Source organism: Thauera sp. JM12B12, assembly GCF_039614725.1.
Taxonomy (GTDB): Bacteria; Pseudomonadota; Gammaproteobacteria; order Burkholderiales; family Rhodocyclaceae; genus Thauera.
This window is the reverse complement of sequence record NZ_CP154859.1, coordinates 2,700,038-2,721,894: the sequence shown is the minus strand read 5'-3', so window position 1 is coordinate 2,721,894 and position 21,857 is coordinate 2,700,038. Positions and strand designations below refer to the sequence as shown.

The 21,857-nt window shown below is 69.1% G+C and carries 23 protein-coding genes and 3 tRNA genes; 6 read left to right on the top strand and 20 right to left on the bottom strand.

Features of this window, described 5'->3' with window-relative positions; translation table 11 throughout:
- Window positions 1-167 precede the first annotated feature (167 nt).
- Complete coding sequence (locus tag AAG895_RS12275; protein WP_345792293.1) at window positions 168-647, top strand: YaiI/YqxD family protein; 480 nt, start codon at window positions 168-170, stop codon at window positions 645-647.
- Window positions 648-920: 273 nt separating this feature from the next.
- Here the strand turns inward: AAG895_RS12275 and AAG895_RS12270 are convergent.
- The 6 genes from AAG895_RS12270 to AAG895_RS12245 all read right to left on the bottom strand — a co-directional run bounded on the left by AAG895_RS12270 (window position 921) and on the right by AAG895_RS12245 (window position 3,215).
- Window positions 921-996 (bottom strand) — tRNA-His (locus AAG895_RS12270).
- Between the two features lie 42 nt (window positions 997-1,038).
- A tRNA-Arg gene (locus AAG895_RS12265) sits at window positions 1,039-1,115 on the bottom strand.
- Window positions 1,116-1,142: 27 nt separating this feature from the next.
- Window positions 1,143-1,219 (bottom strand) — tRNA-Pro (locus AAG895_RS12260).
- A gap of 57 nt (window positions 1,220-1,276) precedes the next feature.
- Window positions 1,277-2,548 carry a hypothetical protein gene (locus AAG895_RS12255; protein ID WP_345792292.1) on the bottom strand — a complete coding sequence of 424 codons (1,272 nt, stop codon included), beginning with the start codon at window positions 2,546-2,548 and terminating at the stop codon, window positions 1,277-1,279.
- Window positions 2,545-2,763, bottom strand: coding sequence for a DUF2249 domain-containing protein (locus AAG895_RS12250; RefSeq protein WP_345792291.1), 219 nt, complete (start codon window positions 2,761-2,763; stop codon window positions 2,545-2,547). The genes AAG895_RS12255 and AAG895_RS12250 overlap by 4 nt, the downstream gene beginning before the upstream one ends.
- On the bottom strand, window positions 2,760-3,215 hold the full coding sequence (locus AAG895_RS12245) for a hemerythrin domain-containing protein (RefSeq protein WP_345792290.1): 456 nt from the start codon (window positions 3,213-3,215) through the stop codon (window positions 2,760-2,762). The genes AAG895_RS12250 and AAG895_RS12245 overlap by 4 nt, the downstream gene beginning before the upstream one ends.
- A 179-nt stretch (window positions 3,216-3,394) precedes the next feature.
- On the opposite strand from AAG895_RS12245, the gene AAG895_RS12240 reads away from it, so the two are divergent.
- A complete protein-coding gene (locus tag AAG895_RS12240) occupies window positions 3,395-4,621 on the top strand; it encodes an MFS transporter (RefSeq protein WP_345792289.1) in 1,227 nt (408 codons plus the stop codon).
- A gap of 27 nt (window positions 4,622-4,648) precedes the next feature.
- Here the strand turns inward: AAG895_RS12240 and AAG895_RS12235 are convergent, their stop codons facing one another.
- On the bottom strand, window positions 4,649-5,902 hold the full coding sequence (locus AAG895_RS12235) for an NAD(P)/FAD-dependent oxidoreductase (RefSeq protein WP_345792288.1): 1,254 nt from the start codon (window positions 5,900-5,902) through the stop codon (window positions 4,649-4,651).
- Between the two features lie 138 nt (window positions 5,903-6,040).
- On the opposite strand from AAG895_RS12235, the gene AAG895_RS12230 reads away from it, so the two are divergent.
- Window positions 6,041-9,766 (top strand): DUF748 domain-containing protein, encoded by a 3,726-nt coding sequence (locus AAG895_RS12230; protein ID WP_345792287.1) that lies wholly within the window; start codon window positions 6,041-6,043, stop codon window positions 9,764-9,766.
- A gap of 71 nt (window positions 9,767-9,837) precedes the next feature.
- Window positions 9,838-10,944 carry a toll/interleukin-1 receptor domain-containing protein gene (locus AAG895_RS12225; RefSeq protein ID WP_345792286.1) on the top strand — a complete coding sequence of 369 codons (1,107 nt, stop codon included), beginning with the start codon at window positions 9,838-9,840 and terminating at the stop codon, window positions 10,942-10,944.
- A 58-nt stretch (window positions 10,945-11,002) separates the two neighbouring features.
- Here the strand turns inward: AAG895_RS12225 and AAG895_RS12220 are convergent, their stop codons facing one another.
- From AAG895_RS12220 to AAG895_RS12185, 8 genes are all read right to left on the bottom strand, one after another.
- Window positions 11,003-11,521 carry a DUF3617 family protein gene (locus AAG895_RS12220; RefSeq protein ID WP_345792285.1) on the bottom strand — a complete coding sequence of 173 codons (519 nt, stop codon included), beginning with the start codon at window positions 11,519-11,521 and terminating at the stop codon, window positions 11,003-11,005.
- A gap of 141 nt (window positions 11,522-11,662) precedes the next feature.
- Window positions 11,663-12,232, bottom strand: coding sequence for a putative Fe-S cluster assembly protein SufT (sufT, locus tag AAG895_RS12215; RefSeq protein ID WP_345792284.1), 570 nt, complete (start codon window positions 12,230-12,232; stop codon window positions 11,663-11,665).
- A 35-nt stretch (window positions 12,233-12,267) separates the two neighbouring features.
- Window positions 12,268-12,732, bottom strand: a complete 465-nt coding sequence (gene sufU / locus AAG895_RS12210; RefSeq protein ID WP_345792283.1) for a Fe-S cluster assembly sulfur transfer protein SufU — start codon at window positions 12,730-12,732, stop codon at window positions 12,268-12,270.
- Window positions 12,729-14,000, bottom strand: coding sequence for a cysteine desulfurase (locus AAG895_RS12205; protein ID WP_345792282.1), 1,272 nt, complete (start codon window positions 13,998-14,000; stop codon window positions 12,729-12,731). The genes sufU and AAG895_RS12205 overlap by 4 nt, the downstream gene beginning before the upstream one ends.
- Window positions 13,997-15,436, bottom strand: a complete 1,440-nt coding sequence (gene sufD, locus AAG895_RS12200; RefSeq protein ID WP_345792281.1) for a Fe-S cluster assembly protein SufD — start codon at window positions 15,434-15,436, stop codon at window positions 13,997-13,999. Before sufD ends, AAG895_RS12205 begins: the two co-directional genes overlap by 4 nt.
- Complete coding sequence (gene sufC / locus AAG895_RS12195; protein ID WP_345792280.1) at window positions 15,433-16,215, bottom strand: Fe-S cluster assembly ATPase SufC; 783 nt, start codon at window positions 16,213-16,215, stop codon at window positions 15,433-15,435. Before sufC ends, sufD begins: the two co-directional genes overlap by 4 nt.
- A gap of 20 nt (window positions 16,216-16,235) precedes the next feature.
- Window positions 16,236-17,720 carry a Fe-S cluster assembly protein SufB gene (sufB, locus tag AAG895_RS12190; protein WP_345792279.1) on the bottom strand — a complete coding sequence of 495 codons (1,485 nt, stop codon included), beginning with the start codon at window positions 17,718-17,720 and terminating at the stop codon, window positions 16,236-16,238.
- Window positions 17,721-17,722: 2 nt separating this feature from the next.
- A complete protein-coding gene (locus tag AAG895_RS12185) occupies window positions 17,723-18,274 on the bottom strand; it encodes an SUF system Fe-S cluster assembly regulator (protein WP_345792278.1) in 552 nt (183 codons plus the stop codon).
- Window positions 18,275-18,340: 66 nt separating this feature from the next.
- On the opposite strand from AAG895_RS12185, the gene AAG895_RS12180 reads away from it, so the two are divergent.
- Complete coding sequence (locus tag AAG895_RS12180; protein ID WP_345792277.1) at window positions 18,341-18,790, top strand: hypothetical protein; 450 nt, start codon at window positions 18,341-18,343, stop codon at window positions 18,788-18,790.
- Window positions 18,783-19,322 carry a sterol desaturase family protein gene (locus AAG895_RS12175; protein WP_345792276.1) on the top strand — a complete coding sequence of 180 codons (540 nt, stop codon included), beginning with the start codon at window positions 18,783-18,785 and terminating at the stop codon, window positions 19,320-19,322. The genes AAG895_RS12180 and AAG895_RS12175 overlap by 8 nt, the downstream gene beginning before the upstream one ends.
- A 30-nt stretch (window positions 19,323-19,352) precedes the next feature.
- Here AAG895_RS12175 and gstA read toward each other — a convergent pair whose 3' ends face one another.
- From gstA to AAG895_RS12150, 5 genes are all read right to left on the bottom strand, one after another.
- A complete protein-coding gene (gstA, locus tag AAG895_RS12170) occupies window positions 19,353-19,958 on the bottom strand; it encodes a glutathione transferase GstA (RefSeq protein ID WP_345792275.1) in 606 nt (201 codons plus the stop codon).
- Window positions 19,959-20,039: 81 nt separating this feature from the next.
- Window positions 20,040-20,489: a D-aminoacyl-tRNA deacylase gene (gene dtd / locus AAG895_RS12165; RefSeq protein ID WP_345792274.1), complete on the bottom strand. Its 450-nt coding sequence runs from the start codon at window positions 20,487-20,489 to the stop codon at window positions 20,040-20,042.
- 42 nt (window positions 20,490-20,531) lie between these two features.
- On the bottom strand, window positions 20,532-20,951 hold the full coding sequence (locus AAG895_RS12160; RefSeq protein ID WP_345792273.1) for a type II toxin-antitoxin system VapC family toxin: 420 nt from the start codon (window positions 20,949-20,951) through the stop codon (window positions 20,532-20,534).
- Window positions 20,948-21,205, bottom strand: a complete 258-nt coding sequence (locus tag AAG895_RS12155) for an Arc family DNA-binding protein (RefSeq protein WP_345792272.1) — start codon at window positions 21,203-21,205, stop codon at window positions 20,948-20,950. The genes AAG895_RS12160 and AAG895_RS12155 overlap by 4 nt, the downstream gene beginning before the upstream one ends.
- Window positions 21,206-21,341: 136 nt before the next feature.
- Window positions 21,342-21,734: a hypothetical protein gene (locus tag AAG895_RS12150; RefSeq protein ID WP_345792271.1), complete on the bottom strand. Its 393-nt coding sequence runs from the start codon at window positions 21,732-21,734 to the stop codon at window positions 21,342-21,344.
- Window positions 21,735-21,857: the final 123 nt, after the last annotated feature.

Below are 21,857 nucleotides of genomic sequence, written 5' to 3'. Positions count from 1 at the left end.
CTGACCCCGGGGGCATGATGCCGTGGCGGGCGGGCCCGCCCCCATTCGGCCGCCCGGCGCGCGGGATGGGGCGTATGATCTGCGCCCGGGCGGCGGCTTCGGTCACGCCGCATCCTTGCACCGCAGGCGCGCCTGGCTCCGCGCCGCTACCTCATGAGCGCCCGCACATGCACATCTGGGTCGATGCCGACGCCTGCCCCGGCGTCATCAAGGACATCCTGTTCCGCGCGGCGGAGCGTACCGGGGGACCGCTCACGCTGGTCGCGAACCAGTACCTGCGCGTGCCCGCGTCCCCCCATGTCCGCATGATCCAGGTGCCCGGCGGCTTCGATGAGGCGGACAAGTACATCGCGGCCCATGTGCAGGCAGGCGACCTGGTCGTCACGGCCGACATTCCGCTCGCCGCGGACGTCGTCGCGCGCGATGCCCACGCGCTGTCGCCCAAGGGGGAGCTCTTCGGCAAGGAGAACATCCGCGAGCTGCTCGACATGCGCAACTTCATGGACACCCTGCGCAGCACCGGCGTCGACACCGGCGGACCGCCACCCTTCAGCGCCGCGGACCGCCAGGCCTTCGCGAACCGGCTCGACCGGCTGCTGCGCTCGGCAGGCAAGGGCGCAGCGAACAAGACCGCTGGCGGTCGATGAATGGCGTTGGGCGATGCATGCGGCGGGCGTGTGCTCGGCCGCGCTGCAGGCCACGTCGCAGTAGCGTGTTCCGATCAGCGTGCAGACGCCTGGACGGGCTCGCGACGGGGATGTTCAGCGCTTCGGTGGACGAGCGTCCGTTGCGCATACACGGCAGCGCGCGAGGCGTGCAAGAAACGAAAAACCCACCGCTCGGGGTGGGTTCGTCTGCTTACTATACGCTTACTGTGACTTTTTGCGCCGTGCTGAATATGCGCTAAGTCATTGATTTTTTGGGGCGACATACCGGTTTCGAACCGGTGACCTTTGGAGCCACAATCCAACGCTCTACCAACTGAGCTAATGCCGCCACTGCTGAGTCCCGGCAACACCGAAACCCTGAAAACTGTCCTGGCCTGCCCGGCAGGGATCGAACCTGCAACCCCCGGCTTAGAAGGCCGGTGCTCTATCCAATTGAGCTACGGGCAGATTCCTACGGGCATCCGGGGGGTGAGCTGGTCGGGGTGGAGGGATTCGAACCCCCGACATCTTGCTCCCAAAGCAAGCGCGCTACCGGACTGCGCTACACCCCGAGAGCCGCGAACTATACAGAGTCCTTTTTGCCGCGTCAAACGGATTTGACGGGTTTTTCACGCCTGCGCCGCCTGATGCCATGCGCGTACGGCGCGGAGCAGGTTCGCGAGCAGCCAGGCGAATTCGGCAGCGACGAGAAGGCCTGCGAGCGGGGCGGCGGCCGGCGCTGCGACGGCGGCGACGAGTGCGGCCAGCGCGGCGGCGTGCAGGCGCAGCTGATTGCGGATGGGCGGGTCGGGAAGGAGCTTCTTCATGTTGGGTGCGCGAATCCTGGACTGGGTGAGGTTGAGCCAGGTCAGGAACGGAACGATCTTGTAGAGCATGGCGCTGATGGAGCCGGCGAAGGTCCCGTGAAACACGAGCACGCCCGCGAGCACGGGCCACTGCGGTGCGTCGTGGACCATCGAGACGAGGAGCGCGGCGAGGCTGCCGAGCATCGCCAGCATCGACAGGCGGAAGGCGCGGAAGGGGGCGTCCGGGGTGGTGCGGCGCGAGTTGCGTTGCAGCTTGAGCGTCTGCAGGGCATAGCCTGCGGCGGCCGCGAGCAGCAGCGCCGAGAGGACGAGGGTGAGCGCGTTCAGCCCGGCGATCAGGCTCAGTGACCACGCCAAGAGCACGGCGAGCGTGCCCGGGGCCCAGAAGCGGGTGAAGCGTGCGGGATAGGCCGGTGTGATCTGGAACATCGGGACTACCACCCAGCTGGTCGCGGCCAGAAGCAGTCCGCCCCAGCCCAGCCACGCCCAGATCGCATGGAGGTCGACGAGCGTGGGCAGCGCCACGGGCAGGGCGACTCCGCCGCCGAGCGCGACCGCAAGCACGATGCCGAGCACGGTGGTGAGGCCGAGCGCGGCAAGCGCCAGGCGCAGGTCGCGCGGGGTTCGGCTTGCGCCCTGTGCGGGGGCGGCCCGGGTGAGGCCGATCAGGCTTGCGACCAGGAAGATGACGAGGCCGCAGGCGAGCAGCGCCCCACCACCGACAATGGCGCCGGGAGCACCGACCCCGAGCCCGAAGGCCAGGCTCGCCGCGCCCGCGCCGAGCAGCACGTGGGTGATCCCGGCGATGCGCAGCGGCGCGGGAAAGGCGGCACCGGCGACCACCGGCAGGATCTGCAGAAGGGCTCCGAGCATCACCTGCAGCATGAAGCCGGCGGCGAACAGGTGCACCACGGCGAGGGCGCCCGGCGTCCACCGCGAGACCAGCAGTTCACCGTCGAACAGCAGCACCAGCCCCGCGACCAGCCCGAACAGCGGGGCGGTCAGGAAGAAGCGCAGCGGGGCGGAGAGAGGCGGAGTGTCTTCGTAGGCCAGGCCGGGATTCGCGCTGCTCATGGACGAGAGATGCGGATCTCGACCGCGCCGTCGTCGCGGATGCCGGTCTCGTGACGGTAGCCGTCGCGCTCGAGGATGCGCAGCAGCGGATGCGGCATGCGGTCGAGCAGCAGCGTGAAGGCGCCGCCCGGCGCAAGGTCGGCGAGGGCCTCCATGGCGCGCTCGAAGGGTTCGGGCGGCTCCAGGCCGCGGGCGTCGACAGTCGGGTTGGTCATGCTGCGTGCTCCGGTGCAAGGCGATGGGCGAGGGTGTCGACCAGCGTGGCGCGCTGGTCGCCGAGGTGCATGTCGCACATCGGGTACAGGATGTTCTCTTCCTTCATGTTGTGCTGCTGCATGAGGATGAGCAGGGTCTCGGCTTCGCCGGCGAACTCGTCGAGATCGCGACTGGCGAGTGCCGCGCGCATCTGTTCGATGGACGCGCGCATCTCGGCATGTTCGCCGCGCATGACCTGGGTGGGCCCGTGGGTCATGCCGGTGGCGGCTTCGAAGCGCGGGAAAAGGTCTTCCTCCTCGGCCTGGAAGTGGGCCTCGAGCCCGGCGGCGAAGGCTTCCAGCGCCGCGCTCGCCGCGCTCCAGTCCCTCTTGTTGGCGAGGGTTTCCGCCCGAGCGAAATCGTGGTCGCAGCTGCGGTGGTCGTGCGTCATCAGTTCGGCGATCGAGGTCATGCTGCGCTCCGGGCAAGTCGTCCGACGCATTTTCCGCGTGCGCGTCCCAGCGGCATTGATAAGAGTCAAGTCGACCGTTCTGCATGACAACTGCGCAGCCGCCTGCGCGACGCTGTGGCTGGCCCGCGCGGCGAAAGCGCAGGCACAATGCGGTTTTGGTCGCGATGGATACATCCCGCATGCAAGCGAGCGCGATGCCCAGCCGCTGGGGGCGGATCTTTCTGCCGTTCGCGCTCGGCTACTTCCTGTCCTACCTGCTGCGCACGGTCAATGCCGTGATCTCGCCCGCGCTCACCGCCGAACTCGGCCTGTCGGCGGCGAGCCTGGGGCTGCTCACCAGCACCTACTTCCTCGCCTTCGGGCTCGCGCAGATTCCGGTCGGGATCGCACTCGACCGTTTCGGGCCACGGCGCGTCGAGTCCCTGCTGCTGCTGGTGACCGCGGTCGGGGCGGTCATGTTCGCCCTCGGTGACAGCCTGCAGATGCTCGGCGCCGGGCGGGCCCTCATCGGCCTCGGCGTGTCGGCCTGCCTGATGGCGGCGCTGAAGGGCTTTGCGCTCTGGTTTCCGCGCGACCGCCAGAGCTCGATGACCGGCTTCATCATGGCGGCGGGGGCACTTGGCGCCCTGACGGCGAGCGCCCCGCTCGAGGCCGCCTTGCCGGTGCTCGGTTGGCGGGGGGCGTTCTGGATCATCGCCGGGGTGGCGCTTGCGGCTTCCGTGACGCTCTGGCGCAGCCTGCCCGAGGTGGTGTCCACCGGGCCGCGCGGCAGGTTCGGCGATGCGCTGAGGGTGCTCGGCGGGATCTATGCCTCGCCCGCCTTCCTCCGCTTCGCCGCGTCGTCGGCCACCTTCGTCGGCGGCTTCATGGCCTTGCAGAGCCTGTGGGCGGTGCCGTGGCTGATGAACGTGAACGGCCTGGACCTGGGGCAGGCCGCAGGCATGCTCGTCGTGCTCAACCTCGGCAGCCTTGCCGGGCAGCTGTCGATCGGTCTGCTCGGGGTGAGGCTGGCTCGCCGCGGCATCGAGCCGCTGAGCCTGCTGCGCGGCGGTTACGTCGCGCTGCTGCTGGTGCAGACCGCGATCCTGCTGTCGCAGGGGCCGCTGCTGCTGCTGTGGTTCCTGTTCGGCATGTTCTCCGCGGTCAACTCGCAGAGCTACCTCGCCGCTTCGCGATCCTTCGCGCCGGCGCTGTTCGGCCGCGTCAGCACGGCGATCAACCTGATGGCCTTCGCCGGGGCCTTCGTCGTGCAGTGGGGGATGGGGCACGCGCTCGACGTGCTGCGCGCGCATGGCCACGAGATGGCGACTGCCCTGCAGCTGAGCTTCGCAGGCCTGATCGTGCTGCAGCTGCTCGGCTTGCTGCCCCTGCTGCACGGTGCGCGGGCGCGCCCTCCCCAGGGGTGAGCGAGCGCGAGGGGCGCGCGCCGCTGTTCAGACCGCAAGTCCACAGGCCACGCCCGAGGACCACGCCCACTGGAAGTTGTAGCCGCCCAGATGGCCGGTGACGTCCATCACCTCGCCGATGAAATGCAGCCCCGGCACCGTGCGCGCTTCCATCGTCTTCGACGACAGGGCGTGGGTGTCGACGCCGCCCAGGGTGACCTCGGCCTTGGCGTAGCCCTGCGTGCCCGCAGGCACGAGGCGCCAGTCGGCGAGGCTGGCGGCGATCGCGCGCAGCTCGGCATGGCGGAACTGGTTGATCGGCTTCGTCCATCCGTGCAGCTCGCACCACGCCTGGGCAAAGCGCCGCGGCAGGCGCTCGGCGAGCAGGTTGGCGAGCAGGCTGCGGTCGTGCGCATGCTCCAGCAGCCAGGCTTCGGCATCGACGCCCGGCAGCAGGTCCAGGCTCACCGGCTCCCAGTCCTCGTCGCGGTAGGCCTGGGCCTGCCAGTAGCTCGATACCTGCAGGATCGAGGGACCGGAGAGGCCGCGATGGGTGACCAGAGCCGCCTCGCGGAATGCCGGGCCGCGGCAGTGTGCTTCGACCTCGAGTGATATCCCCGCCAGCGGTGCCAGGCGCGCCAGCGTCTCGGGGGGCAGCGTGAGCGGCACCAGTGCGGGGCGGGGCGGCACGACCGGGATGCCGAACTGCTCGGCGATGCGGTAACCGAAGGGCGTGGCGCCGATCTTGGGGATCGCCAGGCCGCCGGTGGCGACCACCAGGCTGGAGGCTCCGAAATGCCCGCGGTCGGTCTCGACGGCGAAGCGCTCGTGGGTGTCGGCGGGGGCGCCCGCGGTGGGGCGGCGACGGATCTGCTGCACGCTGGCCGGCATCGCCCATTCGACGCCACCCTCCGCGCATTCGGCGCGCAGCATGTCGATGATCCGTTGCGCCGAGTCGTCGCAAAAGAGCTGGCCCCAATCCCTTTCGTGGAAATCGATGCCGTGGCGCTGCACGAGATCTATAAAATCGCGCGCCGTGTAGCGCGACAGTGCCGAGCGCACGAAGTGCGGGTTGAGGCTGAGGTAGTGCTCGGGGCCGACGCGCCGGTTGGTGAAGTTGCAGCGCCCGCCGCCGGAGATGCGGATCTTCTCCGCGAGCTTGGTGGCGTGGTCGATCAGCAGCACGCTGCGCCCGCGCTGACCGGCGGTGGCGGCGCACATCATGCCGGCTGCGCCGGCGCCGATGATGACGACATCGAAATGGCGGCCGTTCGGCGGCGCGGCGGGCGTGGAGGCAGGCATCGCGTGCTTACCTGTGCGTGGAAAGCGGCGCAGAATACGCCCTATGCCGCAATGCGACAATCCAAGGCTTCATGCGCCGGGCCGATGCGCATGAGCTGATCGGAACAACAAGAATGAATCATCTCGCTGGAGTGTCTTATGACTGATACCACGACCGACTCGACCACGCTGCCGCCGCGGCGCAAGGGGGTCCGTCGGGCACTGTGGACCGCGGGGACGCTGCTGGCGCTGTCGGCCGTGGCGTATCTCGCCACGCCGCCGGTGGCGCGGCACTACGCGCAGCTTCACCTGAGCGAACTGCTCGGTCGCCAAGTCAGCATCGAGCGCGTGCTGATCAATCCCTTCCGGCTCACCGCGGAGGTGGGTGGTCTGCGGGTGATGGAGGCGGGCGGCAGCGGCGAGGCGCTCGCCTTCGACGCCCTGCGCGCAAACCTGGAACTCGAATCGATCGTGCGCAAGGGTGTGGTGCTGCACGAGCTCGCCCTCGAGCGGCCGCGGGTGAAGCTGGCGCTCGAGGCCGATGGTCGCCACAACTGGAGCGATGTTGTCGACCGCCTCCAGGCCATGGGTGGCGACACGCCCGCGGACGATGCGGCGCCGCTGCCGTTCTCGGTGGGCAACATCCGCATCAGCGACGGCGAGGTCGTCGTCGAGGACAAGCCGCGCGGCCTCACCCACACGCTCAGCGAGATCGGGCTTGGCGTGCCCTTCATCTCCAATCTTCCGGTGCGGGTCGATGTCTTCGTCCAGCCGGCGCTGAGCGCGAAGCTCAATGGCGATCCGCTGTTGCTCAGCGCCCGCACCAAGCCCTTTGCCGAGACGCACGAGACCATCCTCGACGTCGCGCTCAAGCAGTTCGACCTCGCGCCCTGGATGGCCTACCTGCCGGTCGAGCCGCGCTTCAAGCTGCCGTCGGCACTGCTCACCACCAACCTGGAGCTGTCCTTCAGCCAGCCGGTCGACGGGCCTCCGATGGTGGCGCTGCGCGGTCCGTTGCAGATAGACCAGCTCGTGGTGCAGGACCGCGGCGGTGCGCCGGTGGCGTCGGTCGCCGAGCTCGAGCTCGAGTTCGCCGACGTCCAGCCGCTGGTCGGGCGCTGGCACTTCACCCGTCTGCGCCTCGCCCAGCCCGAGGTCGACCTGGTGATGGGCAAGGACGGGCGGTTGAACGTGCTCGACCTGTTGCCTCCGCCCGCGGCAAAGGCTGCCGCGAAGGGCGACGCCGGGAAGGGCGACGCCGGGAAGGCGCCTGCGGCCACCGCAGCGGCGCCGCAGGCCGCGGACGGCGGGGCCGCCACGCCCGCGCCCGCAGCCCCCGACTTCCTGCTCGCGCTCACGCGCATCCGCGACGGCGTTGTCCGCTTCGAGGACCGCTCGCTCGCCGAACCCTTCCGTGCGCGGATCGAGGCGATCAATCTCGACATGCGCGACCTTGCCAGTGTCGGTGAACTCCCCGCCGAGATCCGGCTCGACTATGTGAGCGACGCCGGCGAGAAATTCGTCCATGAGGACGTGCTGCGCCTGTCGCCATTCCAGTTCGCGGGCAACCTGCAGTTCGAGACCATCCAGCTCGCGCGCTATGCGCCCTACCTGGCGCAGGCGCTGCCGGGTGGCACGATCAGCGACGGTGCGCTCAGTGGGGGCGTGCAGTACCGCGTCACCCTCGGCGAGAAGGGCGAGCCGAAGATCGAGCTCGGAGCCGAGACGCTCACGCTGCGCAACTTCGCCCTGAAGCTCAAGGGTGCGAAGGCGCCGGCGATCAAGGTCCCCGAGCTCGACGTCAGCGTCGCGGTGGTGGACCTCGCCGGGCGCAGCGTGCGCTTGCGCGGGCTGGACCTGAAGGGTGCCGCGGTGTCGGCGGTGCGCCTCAAGGACGGCAGCTTCGACCTGGTGAATGCCCTGGTGCCGCCCGCGTCGCCCGCGGCCCGATCCGGGGCGGCTCAGGACGGGGCCGGTCGGGCCTGGGAGGTCGCGGTCGACAAGCTGGCGCTGAAGACGGCGTCGGTACGTCTGGAGGACCGCAGCGTGGGCCGGCCGGTGGTGACGACGGTCGATGCCATCGACTTCGAGGTCGATGGGTTCTCCACCGCCAAGGGCAGCACGCTGCAGTTCAAGCTCGACTCGCGTTTCAACCAGCGCGGCAAGGTCTCCGCCTCGGGCCCGCTCACGCTCGAGCCGCTGAAGGCCGACCTGCGGCTGGACCTGCGCAACGTCGACCTGCTGCCGCTGCAGCCCTACGTGCTCGAGCAGACCAAGATCGCGATCTCGCGCGGCAACCTCACCACCCAGGGCCGGCTCAACCTGCAGGCCGGGCGGAGCGGGCGAGTGCTGGCACGCTTCAATGGTGACGTGGCGGTGGGCAACTTCGCCTCGGTCGATCGTCTCAACGCCACCGACTTCCTGCGTTGGCGCAGTCTGCGGGTGGGGGGCATCGATGCGCGCCTCGAGCCGTTCTCGCTCGGCATCAAGCGGGTGGCGCTGGACGACTTCTATACGCGGCTGATCCTGGATGACCAGGGGCGTCTCAACATCCGCGAGATCGGCGGTGTCAGCGGCGACGAGAAGCCGCCCGCAGCGCGGGCTGCAGCGGCTTCCACGCCTCTGGCCGGCGACGACCCGGTACAGGCTGCGCCGCGCGCCGAGGGGCAGCGCACGGCCGAGCTCGCTCCGCCGAGTGCGCCTCCGCCGCCGATCCGCATCGACCGGGTGGAGATCAAGCGCGGCAATGTCGCCTTCAGCGACCGTTTCATCCGTCCCAACTACGACGCCAACCTCACCGACCTCGCGGGCACGCTCACGGGCTTTTCCACGGCGCCGGACACCATCGCCAGGCTCGAGGTCGAGGGCAAGGTGGACAAGACCGCGCCGCTCGGCATCACCGGCGAGCTCAACCCCTTCCGCCAGGATGCGCACCTCGACATCCTGGCCAAGGTGAAGGACTTCGAGCTCACCGGGTTGTCGAGCTACTCGGGCAAATACGTCGGCTACGGCATCGCCAAGGGGAAGCTGTCGGCCGAGCTCAACTACAAGATCGAGGACCGCAAGCTCACCGCGACCAACCAGATCTTCCTCGACCAGCTGACCTTCGGCGACAAGGTCGACAGCCCGGACGCGGTGAACCTGCCGGTGCAGCTCGCGGTGTCGCTGCTCAAGAACAGTCGTGGCGAGATCGACCTGCACCTGCCGGTCACCGGCACGCTCGACGACCCCGAGTTCAGCGTTTTCGGGCTGGTGGTGAAGATGCTGTTCAACCTCATCGGCAAGGCGATCACCTCGCCCTTCGCGTTGCTCGGATCGGCGCTCGGCGGTGGCGAGGAGCTCTCCCAACTCGCGCTCGCGCCCGGTGTGGCGCGGCCCGGCGAAGCCCAGCAGGAAAAGCTCGAGACCCTTGCCAAGGCGCTCATCGACCGCCCCGCGCTCAAGCTCGACGTCATCGGCCGCGCCGACCCGGCGACCGATGTCGATGGCCTGCGCCAGACCGGCCTCGACAACGCGGTGCGCGCGCAGAAGCTCAAGGCGATGATCGCTCGTGGCCAGGAGGCGCCTTCGCTCGAGGACGTCGAAGTGAGCGCGGAGGAGTATTCCGTGCTCCTCGAGAAGGCCTACAAGGCGGCCGACTTCAAGAAGCCGCGCAACCTGATCGGTCTCACCAAGGACCTCCCCGTGCCCGAGATGGAGGCGCTGATGCGCGCCAACGTCGTCGTCGGCGAGGCCGAGCTGCGCGCGCTCGCCCAGCAGCGTGCGCAGGCGGTGCGCGAATGGCTGGTTGGCGAAGGCGCTGTCCCTGGCGAGCGTGTGTTCGTGCTCGAGCCCAAGGTGGAGCCGCTCGGCGAGGGCGGGCAGGTGCAGTTCTCGCTGCGCTGAGCGGGGCCGGACGCTGCGTCATCCACGGGGGCTGCGGCCCCCGTCGTGTTTTCGGCGACTATGATTGAACCGTGCAGGCCATCACCACCGTGCGCGGGGAGGACGCAGCCATGGGCAATGTTTTCATCAGCTACCGGCGTGACGACGCGGCGGGCTATGCGCGCGCGATCTACGAGGAGCTGACCGAGCGCTTCTCCCCCGAGCGCGTGTTCATGGACGTGGACGCGATCGAGCCCGGCCTGCCCTTCGACGAGGTGATCCGCGACGCGGTGGGCCAGTGCGAGGTGCTGCTGGTGCTCATCGGCGCGCGCTGGCTGGCGCCGCGCCCGGAGGGCGGAACGCGGCTCGACGAAGAGCGCGACTTCGTGCGCATTGAGATCGCGGCCGCGCTCGTACGCAAGATCCGCGTCATCCCGGTGCTGCTCGACGGCACGCCGATGCCTGAAGAGGCCGAACTGCCCGAGCCGCTGCGCGGGCTGGCGTGGCGCAACGCGATCGAGCTCAGCAACACGCGCTTCAATGCCGACGTCAACCGGCTCGTCGAGGTGCTGGCCAAGGTGCTGGGCGAAGCGGCGCGGCCGGCGCCTGTCGCGGGCGCGCCGGCTGCCGCTTCGTCCGCATCCGCGGCGCGCGCGTCGCCCGTGCCGCCGCCCGCCGCCGCACAGGCCGAGCCACCTTCGCGCACGGCGGAGCACCCGGCCGGCAGCCGGACGCGGCTCGCCGTCATCGGTGGCGCGGTGGTGCTTGTCCTTGCGGCCGCGCTCGTGGCGCTGTGGCCCGCGCCGCCGGGGCCCGACCCCTCCCTGGTCGCGAACGCGACCGTCCCCGATGTGCCGAGCGCGAAGACGCCCAAGCTCACGAGCGGGAACATGGCGCCGTCCGCACCGGCGCTGCCGGCCTACGGCGTGGTGTTCGGCAGCGACCGGACGCTCGCGGCCGCGCGCGACGAGATCGACCGTGCGGCCGCGCAGGGCGTGAAGGATGCGGGGGTGTATTTCCGCAACGGCTATTTCGCCAGCATCGCCGCCGCGGCATCGCAGGCGGAGGCGGACCGCATCCTCCGCATCGTGCGCGCCTTCGGCACCGACCCCTACGCCGCGCGCATGCAGACCTGGTGCCGGCAGCCGCAGGCGCGCGACGGCTACGTCGAATGCGCCGCCACGGCGACCAAGCAATGACGCCGGGGCCGGGGCGGTGATCGCCCCCGGCCCCGGCGCGCAGCCTCAGGGTACGGGCTCAGCGTGCGGGCTGGCGGATCGGCTCGCCGAGGTTCAGGTTGCCGACCCCCTCCTGGCCCTTCACCAGGAACTTGCCCTCGGGTGTTTCGGCGCGGCAGGGCGACAGCCGGCGGCCGTCGATCTCGCGCTTCGCCACGGTCTGGCCTTCGAGCGCGGGCGAGTAGGTCGTGGTGACCTCGCCGTGGAAGTTGTACTGGAAGTCGCCGGCGAAGCGCGCTTCGACCTGTGCGTTGCTGCCGCGCGCATCGCACACCGCGCGGTAGTAGGTGTAGTGGGCGTCCTTGCTCCACTGCTGCTCGCGGCAGTTGGCGAGCGGGCTGCCCGGGTAGGCGAGCACGTCGTCGGTGCCCTGCTTGCCGACGCAGAGGTGGAAGCTGGAGACCTTGGCCGCCTCGCCCGCCGGCCCGGTGTTCATGAGCCACAGGCCGTGCAGGCGGACCGGCGGGCTCGCCGGGGTGGGGGCAGCATGGGCGGTGAGGGCCGCGGTGGCGAGCAGGAGCGGGAGCAGGCGGAGCATGGTCGGGTCCGGGAGGGGTGGATGCGAGCGATGGGCCAGAGTCGAAACGTCGCGTGCGGCGGGACTGCTCGCGAGATTAGCGGGTGCGCCCGACGCCGCACTTGAGCGAGGACAAGAAAACGTCGGCGCTGCGGCGGGCGCTTACAGCATGCCCATCTCGAGGCGGGCCGCCTCGCTCATCAGCTCGCGGCTCCAGGGCGGATCCCACACCAGCTTCACCTCGGCTTCGGCGACGCCGGGGATGCCGAGCAGCTTCTCGCGCGCCTCGTCGGCGATCAGCGTGCCCATGCCGCAGCCGGGGGCGGTCAGGGTCATGTTCACCGCCAGCCGGAAGCGGCCGTCGGTGGCGGGTTCGGCGGTGCAGGCATAGACCAGGCCGAGATTGACGATGTCGATCGGGATCTCGGGGTCGTAGCAGGTGGCGAGCTGGTCCCAGGCTGCGCGCTCGACGCCCTCGGCCGTGGGCGCGCCGTCCTCGGCCGCGGGCGGCGGCGGGAGCGGCTGCGGCTCGAGGCCGAGCGCGTCGGCGTTGCGTTCGTCGATGCGGTACAGGTTGCCGCCGCTCATCACGGTGATCGAGCCGCCCAGGCGCTGGGTGACGAGCGCGTAGCTGCCTTCTTCCAGCGTCTCCGGCCGGCCCCAGGGCACGCTCACCGCCGCGCAGTCGCGCTGCAGCACGCGGGATTCGGTTTCGCCGTAGCGGTCGCCCATGGTGGTTTCTCCTCGGTGGCGGGGTGTCGGGGGGGCTATTCGGTGTGCGCGGTCTCGTGCGCGCCGGTGAGCGCGTTGTGCAGGGTGTGCCAGGCGAGCGTGGCGCACTTCACCCGCACCGGGAATTCCTTCACCCCGGCCAACACCTGCAGCTTGCCGAAGTCGCGCGCCGGCGCGGCCTCGTCGCGCGTGCCGGTCAGCAGCGCGTGCACGTCGCGGAACAGCGCCTCGACCTCCGCGACCGGCCTGCCCTTGACCGCCTCGGTCATCAGCGAGGCCGAGGCGGTGGAGATCGCGCAGCCGTGGCCGACGAAGCTCGCCTCGCGCACGATGCCGTCCTCGACCTGCAGATAGACCGTGAGCTGGTCGCCGCAGAGCGGGTTGTGGCCGTCGGCGTGGTGGCTCGCGGCCGGCAGCGGGCGGTAGTTACGCGGGTTGCGGTTGTGATCGAAGATCACCTCCTGGTACAGCTCGCGCAGCGAATCCTGCATGTCGCTCATGGGCGCCTCCCTGCGCTGCGGCGGGTGCCGAACAGCGCCTGTGCCTTGTGGATGGCCGCGACCAGCGCGTCGAGGTCGGCGCAGCCGTTGTACAGCGCGAGTGAGGCGCGCGCGGTGCCGGGGATGCCGAAGCGCGTCATCAGCGGCATCGCGCAGTGATGGCCGGCGCGGATCGCCACGCCTTCGGCATCGAGAATGGTGCCGAGGTCGTGCGGGTGGATGCCCTCGACCAGGAAGGACAGGATGCCGGCTTTCTCGCGTGCGGTGCCGACCAGGCGCACGCCGGGGATGTCCTGCAGCGCACGGGTGCCGTACTCGAGCAGGGCCTGCTCGTGGGCGTGGATGCGGTCCATGCCGACGCCGCTCACGTAGTCGATCGCCGCCGCCAGCCCGATCGCGCCGGCGATGTTGGGCGTGCCGGCCTCGAAGCGCTGCGGCGGCGGGGCGAAGGTGGTCTTGTCGAAGGCCACGGTGCGGATCATGTCGCCGCCGCCCTGCCAGGGCGGCATGTGGCGCAACAGCTCGGCACGGCCGTAGAGCGCGCCGATGCCGGTGGGGCCGTAGAGCTTGTGGCCGGAGAAGGCGTAGAAGTCGCAGCCGATCGCCTGCACGTCCACGGCCTGATGGGCGACCGCCTGGGCGCCGTCGACCAGCACCAGCGCGCCGACCTCGTGTGCGCGCCGCGTCATCTCGGTCACCGGGTTGACCGTGCCGAGCGCGTTCGACACATGGGTGATCGCCAGCAGCCGGGTGCGCTCGCCGAGCAGGCCCTCGAAGGCCGCCATGTCGAGCTCGCCGTCGTCCTGCACCGGGATCACCTTGAGCACCGCGCCGGTCTGCTCGCACATGAGCTGCCAGGGCACGATGTTGGAGTGGTGCTCCATCGTGCTCAGCAGAATCTCGTCGCCGGCGGTGAGCCGTGGCCGGCCCCAGCTCTGCGCCACCAGGTTGATCGCCTCGGTGGTGCCGCGGGTGAACACGATCTCGTCGGCGCTGGCGGCGTTGATGAAGCGCTGCACGGTGGCGCGCGCGTCGTCGTAGAGCTCGGTGGCATGCTGCGACAGCCAGTGCACGCCGCGGTGGATGTTGGCGTTGGACTCGCGGTAGAAGCGCGCCTCGGCCTCGATCACCGCCGCCGGCTTCTGCGTGGTGGCGCCGTTGTCGAGGTAGGCCAGGCGCCGGCCATGCACCGGGCGCGACAGGATCGGGAAGTCGGTGGCGAGGTCGAGGATGGGCGTCTCCACCCCGGTGTCGCGAGGCGCGTTCACAGCAATTCCTCCATCCGGTTGCCGCCCGGCAGGCGTTCGAGCAGCGCGGCGCGGCCGAGCGCGCGCAGTGGGGCGTGGGCGATGCGCTCGAGGACCTCGGCGGCGAAGGCGTAGGTCAGCAGCTGGCGCGCATGCGCCGTATCGATCCCGCGACTGCGCAGGTAGAAGAGGGCGTCCTCGTCGAGCTGGCCGACGGTGGCGCCGTGGGCGCACTTGACGTCGTCGGCGTAGATCTCGAGCTCGGGGCGGGCGTCGGCCTCGGCCAGCCGGGACAGCAGCAGGTTGTCGCAGCGCTGCATGGCGTCGGTGCGCTGCGCGTCCTGGGCGACCAGGATGCGGCCGGTGAACACGCCGCGTGCGTTGCCGTCGAGCAGGCCGCGGTAGAACTCGCGGCTGGTGCCCTGCGGGCGGGCGTGGTCGATGCGGGTGTGGTGGTCGACGTGGCGGCGGCCGTCGGCGTGGTAGAGACCGTTGAGCAGCGTCTCGGCCCCTTCGCCGTCGAGCCGGGTGCGGATGTCGTTGCGCGCCAGGCGGGCGCCGAAGGACAGCGAGTGCGAGGCGAACACCGCGCCGCGCGCCTGCTCGGCCGCGATCGTCGCCAGGTGGATGGCTTCGGGCGCCTCCTGCTGCAGCTTGAGGTGCGTCACGTGGCTGTCCTGCGCGGCGAGCACGCGGGTGACGGCGGTGGTGAGCGTGCTGCCGGCGGCGCCGGCGGGGTAATGCTCGACGATGGTCGCCTGCGCGCCGGCCTCGGCGACGACGAGGTTGCGCAGGTGGCGGTCCGCGGCGGTGGCGCCGATGAAGACGAGGTGGATCGGCTGCTCCACGGCAACGCCGCGGCTGAGGTGGATCCACGCGCCGTCGGTGGCCACGGCGGCGTTGAGGGCCTGCGGCGTCTCGCCGTCGGTGGCGGAGCCGAACGCGGCCTCCACCGCATCCGGGGTCTGCTTCAGCGCATCGGCCAGGCTACCGATCTTCGCGCCGCCCGGCAGTCCGCCGATCGCGGACAGCGCGGGGGCGAACCTGCCATCGACGAAGACCAGCCAGCGGTCGAGGTCCTGCGGGGCGAAGGCCGCAGCATTCGCGGGCAAGCCCGCTCCCACAGCGCCCTCCGCCCCGTGGGAGCCGGGCCCGCCGCCAAGGGTGCTGCCCGCCCCGTGGGAGCTGGCTTGCCCGCGAATGGCCGCGCGATAATTTTTGCGCAGCCGCGCCAGCACCGCCTCGGGCTTGTCGCCCGCCTCGGCCGCCAGCGACTGCTGCGCCATGAAGGCGAGCGAGGTGTGGCGCCAGTTCTCGCGCCGCGTCGTCGGCCAGCCTTCGTCGGCGAAGCGGGCGATCGCCTCCGCGCGCAGGCGGGCGAGCCAGGGCAGCTGCGCGCCCGGCAGGCCGGCCGCGTCCTCACGCTGGCGGGCGACCCAGAAGTCGATCGCGCTCATGGCCGTGCTCCCGCGGCGGCGGCGGCCTTGCCGCCTTGCGCCGCATCGATCCAGCCGTAGCCGTGCTCCTCCAGCTCGAGCGCGAGCTCGCGCCCGCCCGAGCGCACGATGCGGCCCTGCGACAGCACGTGCACCTTGTCCGGCACGATGTAGTCGAGCAGGCGCTGGTAGTGGGTGATCACGATCATCGAGCGCTCGGGCGAGCGCAGGCGATTGACCCCCTCGGCGACGATCTTCAATGCGTCGATGTCCAGGCCCGAGTCGGTCTCGTCGAGCACCGCGAGCTTCGGTTCGAGCAGCGCCATCTGCAGCACCTCGTTGCGCTTCTTCTCGCCGCCCGAGAAGCCTTCGTTCACCGGGCGGTAGAGGAACTCCTCCTTCATGCCGACCGCCTTCATCTCGGTCTTCACCTTGGCGAGGAAGTCCATGGCGTCGTATTCCGACAGGCCGCGGTGGCGGCGCACGGCGTTGACCGCGGCCTTCAGGAAGTAGGCGTTGGACACGCCCGGGATCTCGACCGGGTACTGGAAGGCGAGGAACAGCCCGGCGCGGGCGCGCTCCTCGGCGGGCAGGGCGAGCAGGTCGGCGCCGTCCCAGTCCACGCTGCCGTCTGTGACGGTGAAGGTGTCACGCCCGGCCAGCACCTGGGCGAGCGTGCTCTTGCCCGAGCCATTGGGGCCCATGATCGCGTGCACCTCGCCGCTGCCCACGTCCAGGTTCAGACCCTTGAGGATTTCCTTGCCATCGACGGAGGCGTGCAGGTTGTTGATTTTCAGCATCTTGATTCTCCTGTAGGTCCTTAGCCGACGCTGCCTTCGAGGCTCACGCCCAGCAATTTCTGTGCTTCTACCGCGAACTCCATCGGCAGTTCCTTGAACACCTCGCGGCAGAAGCCATTGACGATCATCGACACCGCGTCCTCGGCGCTGATGCCGCGCTGCATCGCGTAGAACAACTGGTCCTCGCCGATGCGCGAGGTGGTGGCCTCGTGCTCGACATGCGCCGTGGGGTGGCGCACCTCGATGGTGGGGAAGGTGTGCGCCGCGCAGCGGTCGCCGATCAGGAGCGAGTCGCACTGGGTGTAGTTGCGCGCGCCTTCGGCCTTGGGCGTGACCTTGACCAGGCCGCGGAAGGTGTTGCTGCCGCGCCCGGCCGAGATGCCCTTGCTGAGGATGGTGCTGCGGGTGTTGCGCCCCATGTGGATCATCTTGGTGCCGGTGTCGGCCTGCTGCAGGTTGTTGGTGAGCGCCACCGAGTGGAAGTCGCCCACCGAATCGTCGCCGCGCAGGATCACGCTCGGGTACTTCCAGGTGATCGCCGAGCCGGTCTCGACCTGCGTCCACGAGATGTGCGAGCGCGCGCCGCGGCAGTCGCCGCGCTTGGTGACGAAGTTGTAGATGCCGCCCTTGCCGTCCTTGTCGCCCGGGTACCAGTTCTGCACGGTGGAATACTTGATCTTGGCGTCGTCGAGCGCGATCAGCTCCACCACCGCGGCGTGGAGCTGGTTCTCGTCGCGCATCGGCGCGGTACAGCCTTCGAGGTAGCTCACCGACGCGCCTTCCTCGGCGATGATCAGCGTGCGCTCGAACTGGCCGGTGTCGCGGGCATTGATGCGGAAGTAGGTCGACAGCTCCATCGGGCACTTCACGCCCTTGGGGATGAAGACGAAGGAGCCGTCGGAAAACACCGCCGAGTTGAGCGCGGCGTAGAAGTTGTCGCCCGGCGGCACCACCGTGCCGAGGTATTGGCGCACCAGCTCCGGGTGCTCCTTCACCGCCTCGGAGAAGGAGCAGAACACGATGCCGTGCTCGCCCAGCTCCTTCCGGAAGGTGGTGGCGACGCTCACCGAGTCGAACACCGCATCCACCGCCACGCCGGCCAGGCGCGCGCGCTCGTGCAGTGGCACGCCGAGCTTCTCGAAGGTGCGCAGCAGCTCGGGGTCGACCTCGTCCAGGCTCTTGGGGCCGTCCTTCTTCGACTTCGGCGCCGAGTAATAGACGATGTCCTGGAAGTCGACCGGCGGAAACTGCACCGCGGCCCAGGTCGGCGGGCTCATCGTCAGCCAGTGGCGGTAGGCCTCGAGGCGCCACGCGAGCAGCCAGTCGGGCTCGCCCTTGCGCGCGGAGATCATGCGGATGGTGTCTTCGGACAGGCCCTTGGGCACCGCATCGGTCTCGAGCGTGGTCTCGAAGCCGGCGGCGTATTCCTGTTCCAGGAAGGTGCCGAGTGCGTCGCCGCGAGTGGGCGAGCGGGTCGGGGAGGGGGCGGTGATGGGGGTGTTCATCGTCAGATCTCCTGGTCGTCTGCGCGGGGCGTCGGGATGCAGGCAGCGAGTGAGGCTGCGGCTGCGCGGCTGCCCAGGCGGGCGGGGCCGTGCATGCGATGGGAAGCGGGTTCATTCGACACGAGCCCGCGCGCGAGGGGTGAGGGCTCGTCCGGGTGCACCATGTCGGCAACCGTGACGGACTGCAGCGCCTGGCGGACCACGGTGTTGATGCGCAGCCAGTTGTCGCGGATTCGGCAGTCGCTTTCCATGCTGCACACGCCAGCGCTTGCGCTGCACTCGGTGAGGCCGAAGGGCTGGTCTTCGAGCGCGTCGATGATGTCGGCGACGGTGATCTGCTCGGCCGCGCGGGTGAGCACGTAGCCGCCGTGCGCGCCGCGCTGGCTGCTCACCAGTGCATGGCGGCCGAGGGTCTTGAGCACCTTGCTGACCGTCGGCAGCCCCAGCCCGAGCGCCTCGGCCAGTTCTGCCGCGCTGTGCAGCCGGCCCGGCAGCCCGGCCATGTGGGCCAGGATCAGGGTGCCATAGTCGGTGAGTTTGCTTATGCGCAGCATGATCGCCTGTCTGCTGTCCGGTTGAAGTGCATTAAAAGTACTAAATCGGTACTGTATAGTCAAGGCATGCCGGAGAAGGTTCCGGTTGGCTGCGTGCCAGCCCTGCTGGCGATGGGTGCCGGCCAGGTGCGCGTCAGCGACTATGATGAAAGCGTTGCATCGCGGGCGGCCGCGCGGTCGACCGACGGAGGTGGGGCAATGACGGAAAGCGTGGACGAACTGCGGGTGGGTGGGCGTTACAGGATTCGCTTGTGCAGCGGCGAACTGCGCTGCTGGCGCTTCGAGGGCCGTGAGCCGCATGGCCTGGGGTGGTGGCGGGACGAGGAGACCGGGCTGAGCTTCTCGGAGTCCGGTCTCATGTATGCCTGGCAGGTCGAGGGCTGCTTGGAGATGGGCACGCCCGGCGCTGGCGCAGCGGATGGCCGCGGGCGCGCGCCGAATGAGGCGGAGGCGGGCACGCCGCGAGAGCGAACCGAGCTGGGGGCCGATCCGACCCGTGGAGCGCGCCGTGGCTGAAGCGCGCTCTGGTGCCTGGGCGCTGGCGTTTCCGGCCTCCTTGCTGGTGTCCGCGGTGGGCGGCGCGCTCGCGCTCGCGGTGCTGGCGGAAACCGGTCTGCCGGCGTGGCTCGCGGTCGTGATGATGGTGGCGGGCCTGACGGCGTGGACCCTGCTCGAATACCTGCTTCACCGCTTCCTGCTGCACGGTGTGGAGCCATTCCGCGCCTGGCATGCCGAGCACCACCTGATGCCGGATCAACCGATCCGGATCCCGCTCGCGTTCAGCGTCCCGCTCGCGCTCGCCATGCTCGTGCTGCCGAGCCTGCTGCTGCGCAACCTGGCGCTCGGCGCTGCGGTCTCGATCGGCCTGCTCGCGGGCGAGATCGCCCAGCAGGCGGTGCACCGGCGCCTGCATGGCGAGGGCGGCGGGCACTGGATCCGGCGCTTGCGCAGCCTGCACGGCTTTCACCATGACCGCGACGCACGCCTCGGGTTCGGCACCTTGAGCCGCTTCTGGGATCGCTTCTTCGGCACCGCGCCGCGGGCCTGATGACGGGCGGCGACGCGGTGCGGGCCCGGGTCAGCCCAGGCGCTCGGCCTTCAACACCGCCTGCACGGCCGGGCGGGCGGAGACCCGCTGGACGAAGGCGGAGATCCTGGCCCACTTGGACAGGTCGATCTTGATGAAGGGCATCCAGCTCAGCACGGTGTAGAGGTAGGCGTCGGCGACGCTGAAGTCCTCGCCGAGCAGATGGGATCTGCCGGCGAGCTGTTCATCGACGTAAGCCAGACGGCGTTCGAGGTTGGCGCCGGCGCTCTTCTTCAGATCGTCGCCCGATGCGGGGTTGAAGAAGGGGCTGCACGACTTGTGGAGCTCGGTGGCGATGAAGTTGAGCCAGGCCTGCAGCTGGTAGCGTTCGATGGTGCCGTTGGCAGGGGCGAGTTTCTTCGCCGGTACCCGGTCGGCGATGTACTGCACGATCGCGGGTCCCTCGGTCAGCAGCGCGCCGCTGTCGAGCAGCAAGGCGGGCACATAGCCCTTTGCATTGATCTGGTTGAAGTCCTCGCCGCTCGTGGTGCGCTTGGTCTTGAGATCGACGGTCTCGGTCTCGTAGTCGAGTCCGGACTCCTCGAGCACGATGTGGGGCGACAGCGAGCAGGCGCCGGGCTTGATGTAGAGCTTCATCGCAGGGGTCTCCTGGTGGGGGGAGCGGAGATTATGTATGCATTGCCGCACCGGTTGGGCAGGGTGCCGCGCATGGGGCGTTCAGATCGCGGGTGCGACGCGAAGCGGCAAGGTGACCGGGCCGTCGTTGATGAGCTGCACCTTCATGTCGGCGGCGAAGCGGCCGGTCTGCACCACGGGGTGTGCTGCGCGCGCGCGCTCGACCAGATGCTCGTAAAGCATCTTTCCGCTTTGCGGGTCGGCGGCGTTGGTGAAGCTCGGACGATTGCCGCCCGTGGTGTCGGCGGCCAGGGTGAACTGACTGACGATCAGCAGGCCGCCGCCAAGGTCCTGCACCGAGCGGTTCATCTTCCCGGCTTCGTCGCCAAAGATGCGCAGCTTGAGGATCTTGGCGAGCAGCTTGTCGGCTTCGGCGGGCGTGTCGCCGCGCTCGGCGCACACGAGCGCAAGCAGACCGCGGCCGATCTCGCCGATGGTCTCGCCGTCGACAATCACGCGTGCTTCGGAGACGCGCTGCAGTACTGCGAGCATCGGAGATCCTTACAAGAGGGGGCGAGGCGCGTTGCGAGTCCTTCAATGCGCCCAGGGGTCGATGACTGCCAGGCCAGCCGCCTTGAACGGGCTCGTATCGCGCGTGGCGACCATCAGCCCGCGCGCGGCGGCGGTGGCCGCGATATAGCCGTCCGCGTTGCCGATCGCAAGACCTGCGGCCCGTGCCCGTGCCATCAGCTCACCGTAGGCTTTCGAGGCGTCCAGGTCGAAGGGTAGAACGCGCCCGGCGAATGCCGGCAGCACTTCGCGTTCCAGGCGCTCCTGGTAGATCATGCGGCGTTTGCCCTGGGGCATCGCTGCCAGCCCAAAGCGCAACTCGGCGACGGTAATGGCGGACAGAAAGAGGGTTTCCACGACCTGGGCGTCCATCCAGGCTAAGACTTTGCGATTGGGCGCGACCCGCCACAGCTCCGACAGGACGTTCGTGTCGACGATGATCATTCAAAGCGCATCGGCTGGGCCGGGGTCTTGTCACGCGCGCTGTCGAAGAGGGCGATTTCCTCGTCGCTCAGCCCCCCCGCTTCGCGGGCGATCGACGCCAGCAGCGTGCCGAGCTTCACGCGTCCCTCGGGCTTGGCCGCTTGTTCGAGAATGTCGCGTACCTCAGCTTCGGCGCTGCGGCCGTGCATCGCAGCACGGATGCGGATGGCGCGATGCACCTCGTCAGGAATGTTTCGTACGGTGATGGACGGCATGTTGCAAAGCCTCGAGCCGATGGGAATGATTGCACTTTAATTTAGTGCAATCATTGGCGCAATGCCGGGGTTCCTGCGGGTGCGGATAATCGTGGTCTGTCTCCTGTCCCGTTCCCACATTCCGTTCGCCACACCCTTATTCTGATTTCAGTTTTTCTGACAGCTGAAAATAAAATTTGCTTATATTCTCTTTGTTCTTGCCCCAGTCATATTGCTGTGCCGATGCTGAAGTTACTTCAACGCGGGTTTGGCTATCGGATTCTTGAAAGACATGGACGGTAACGAGGTCGCCTGCAGTCCATATGGTCATAGGGGTCCGCGCTTGAATAAGTCCCTCTTTCTTATCTGAGTGCGATACCTGCCACTTCAAATCCATCAGAGTGCTTATCGAGCGGCTATAGACTTTGTTGTAAGGATGTTCAAAAACTTGATCTTGAGCGGGCACAACATTGCTTGCTGTCTCGACGGTTGCGCAACTTGCCACAAAGGTGGCGCAAAAGAGCGAGACAATGCAGTTACGAACTTTCATCAGTAATCCCATTGCGAAGTGCCTTCAGGGGGCGGATTGGCAAGGCAGATGGACTTGCGGGGGACAGACTACGAGTCCCCCGCGAAGTCCCAATCTGCCCCGTTCAGCTGCCCGGTCTACCTG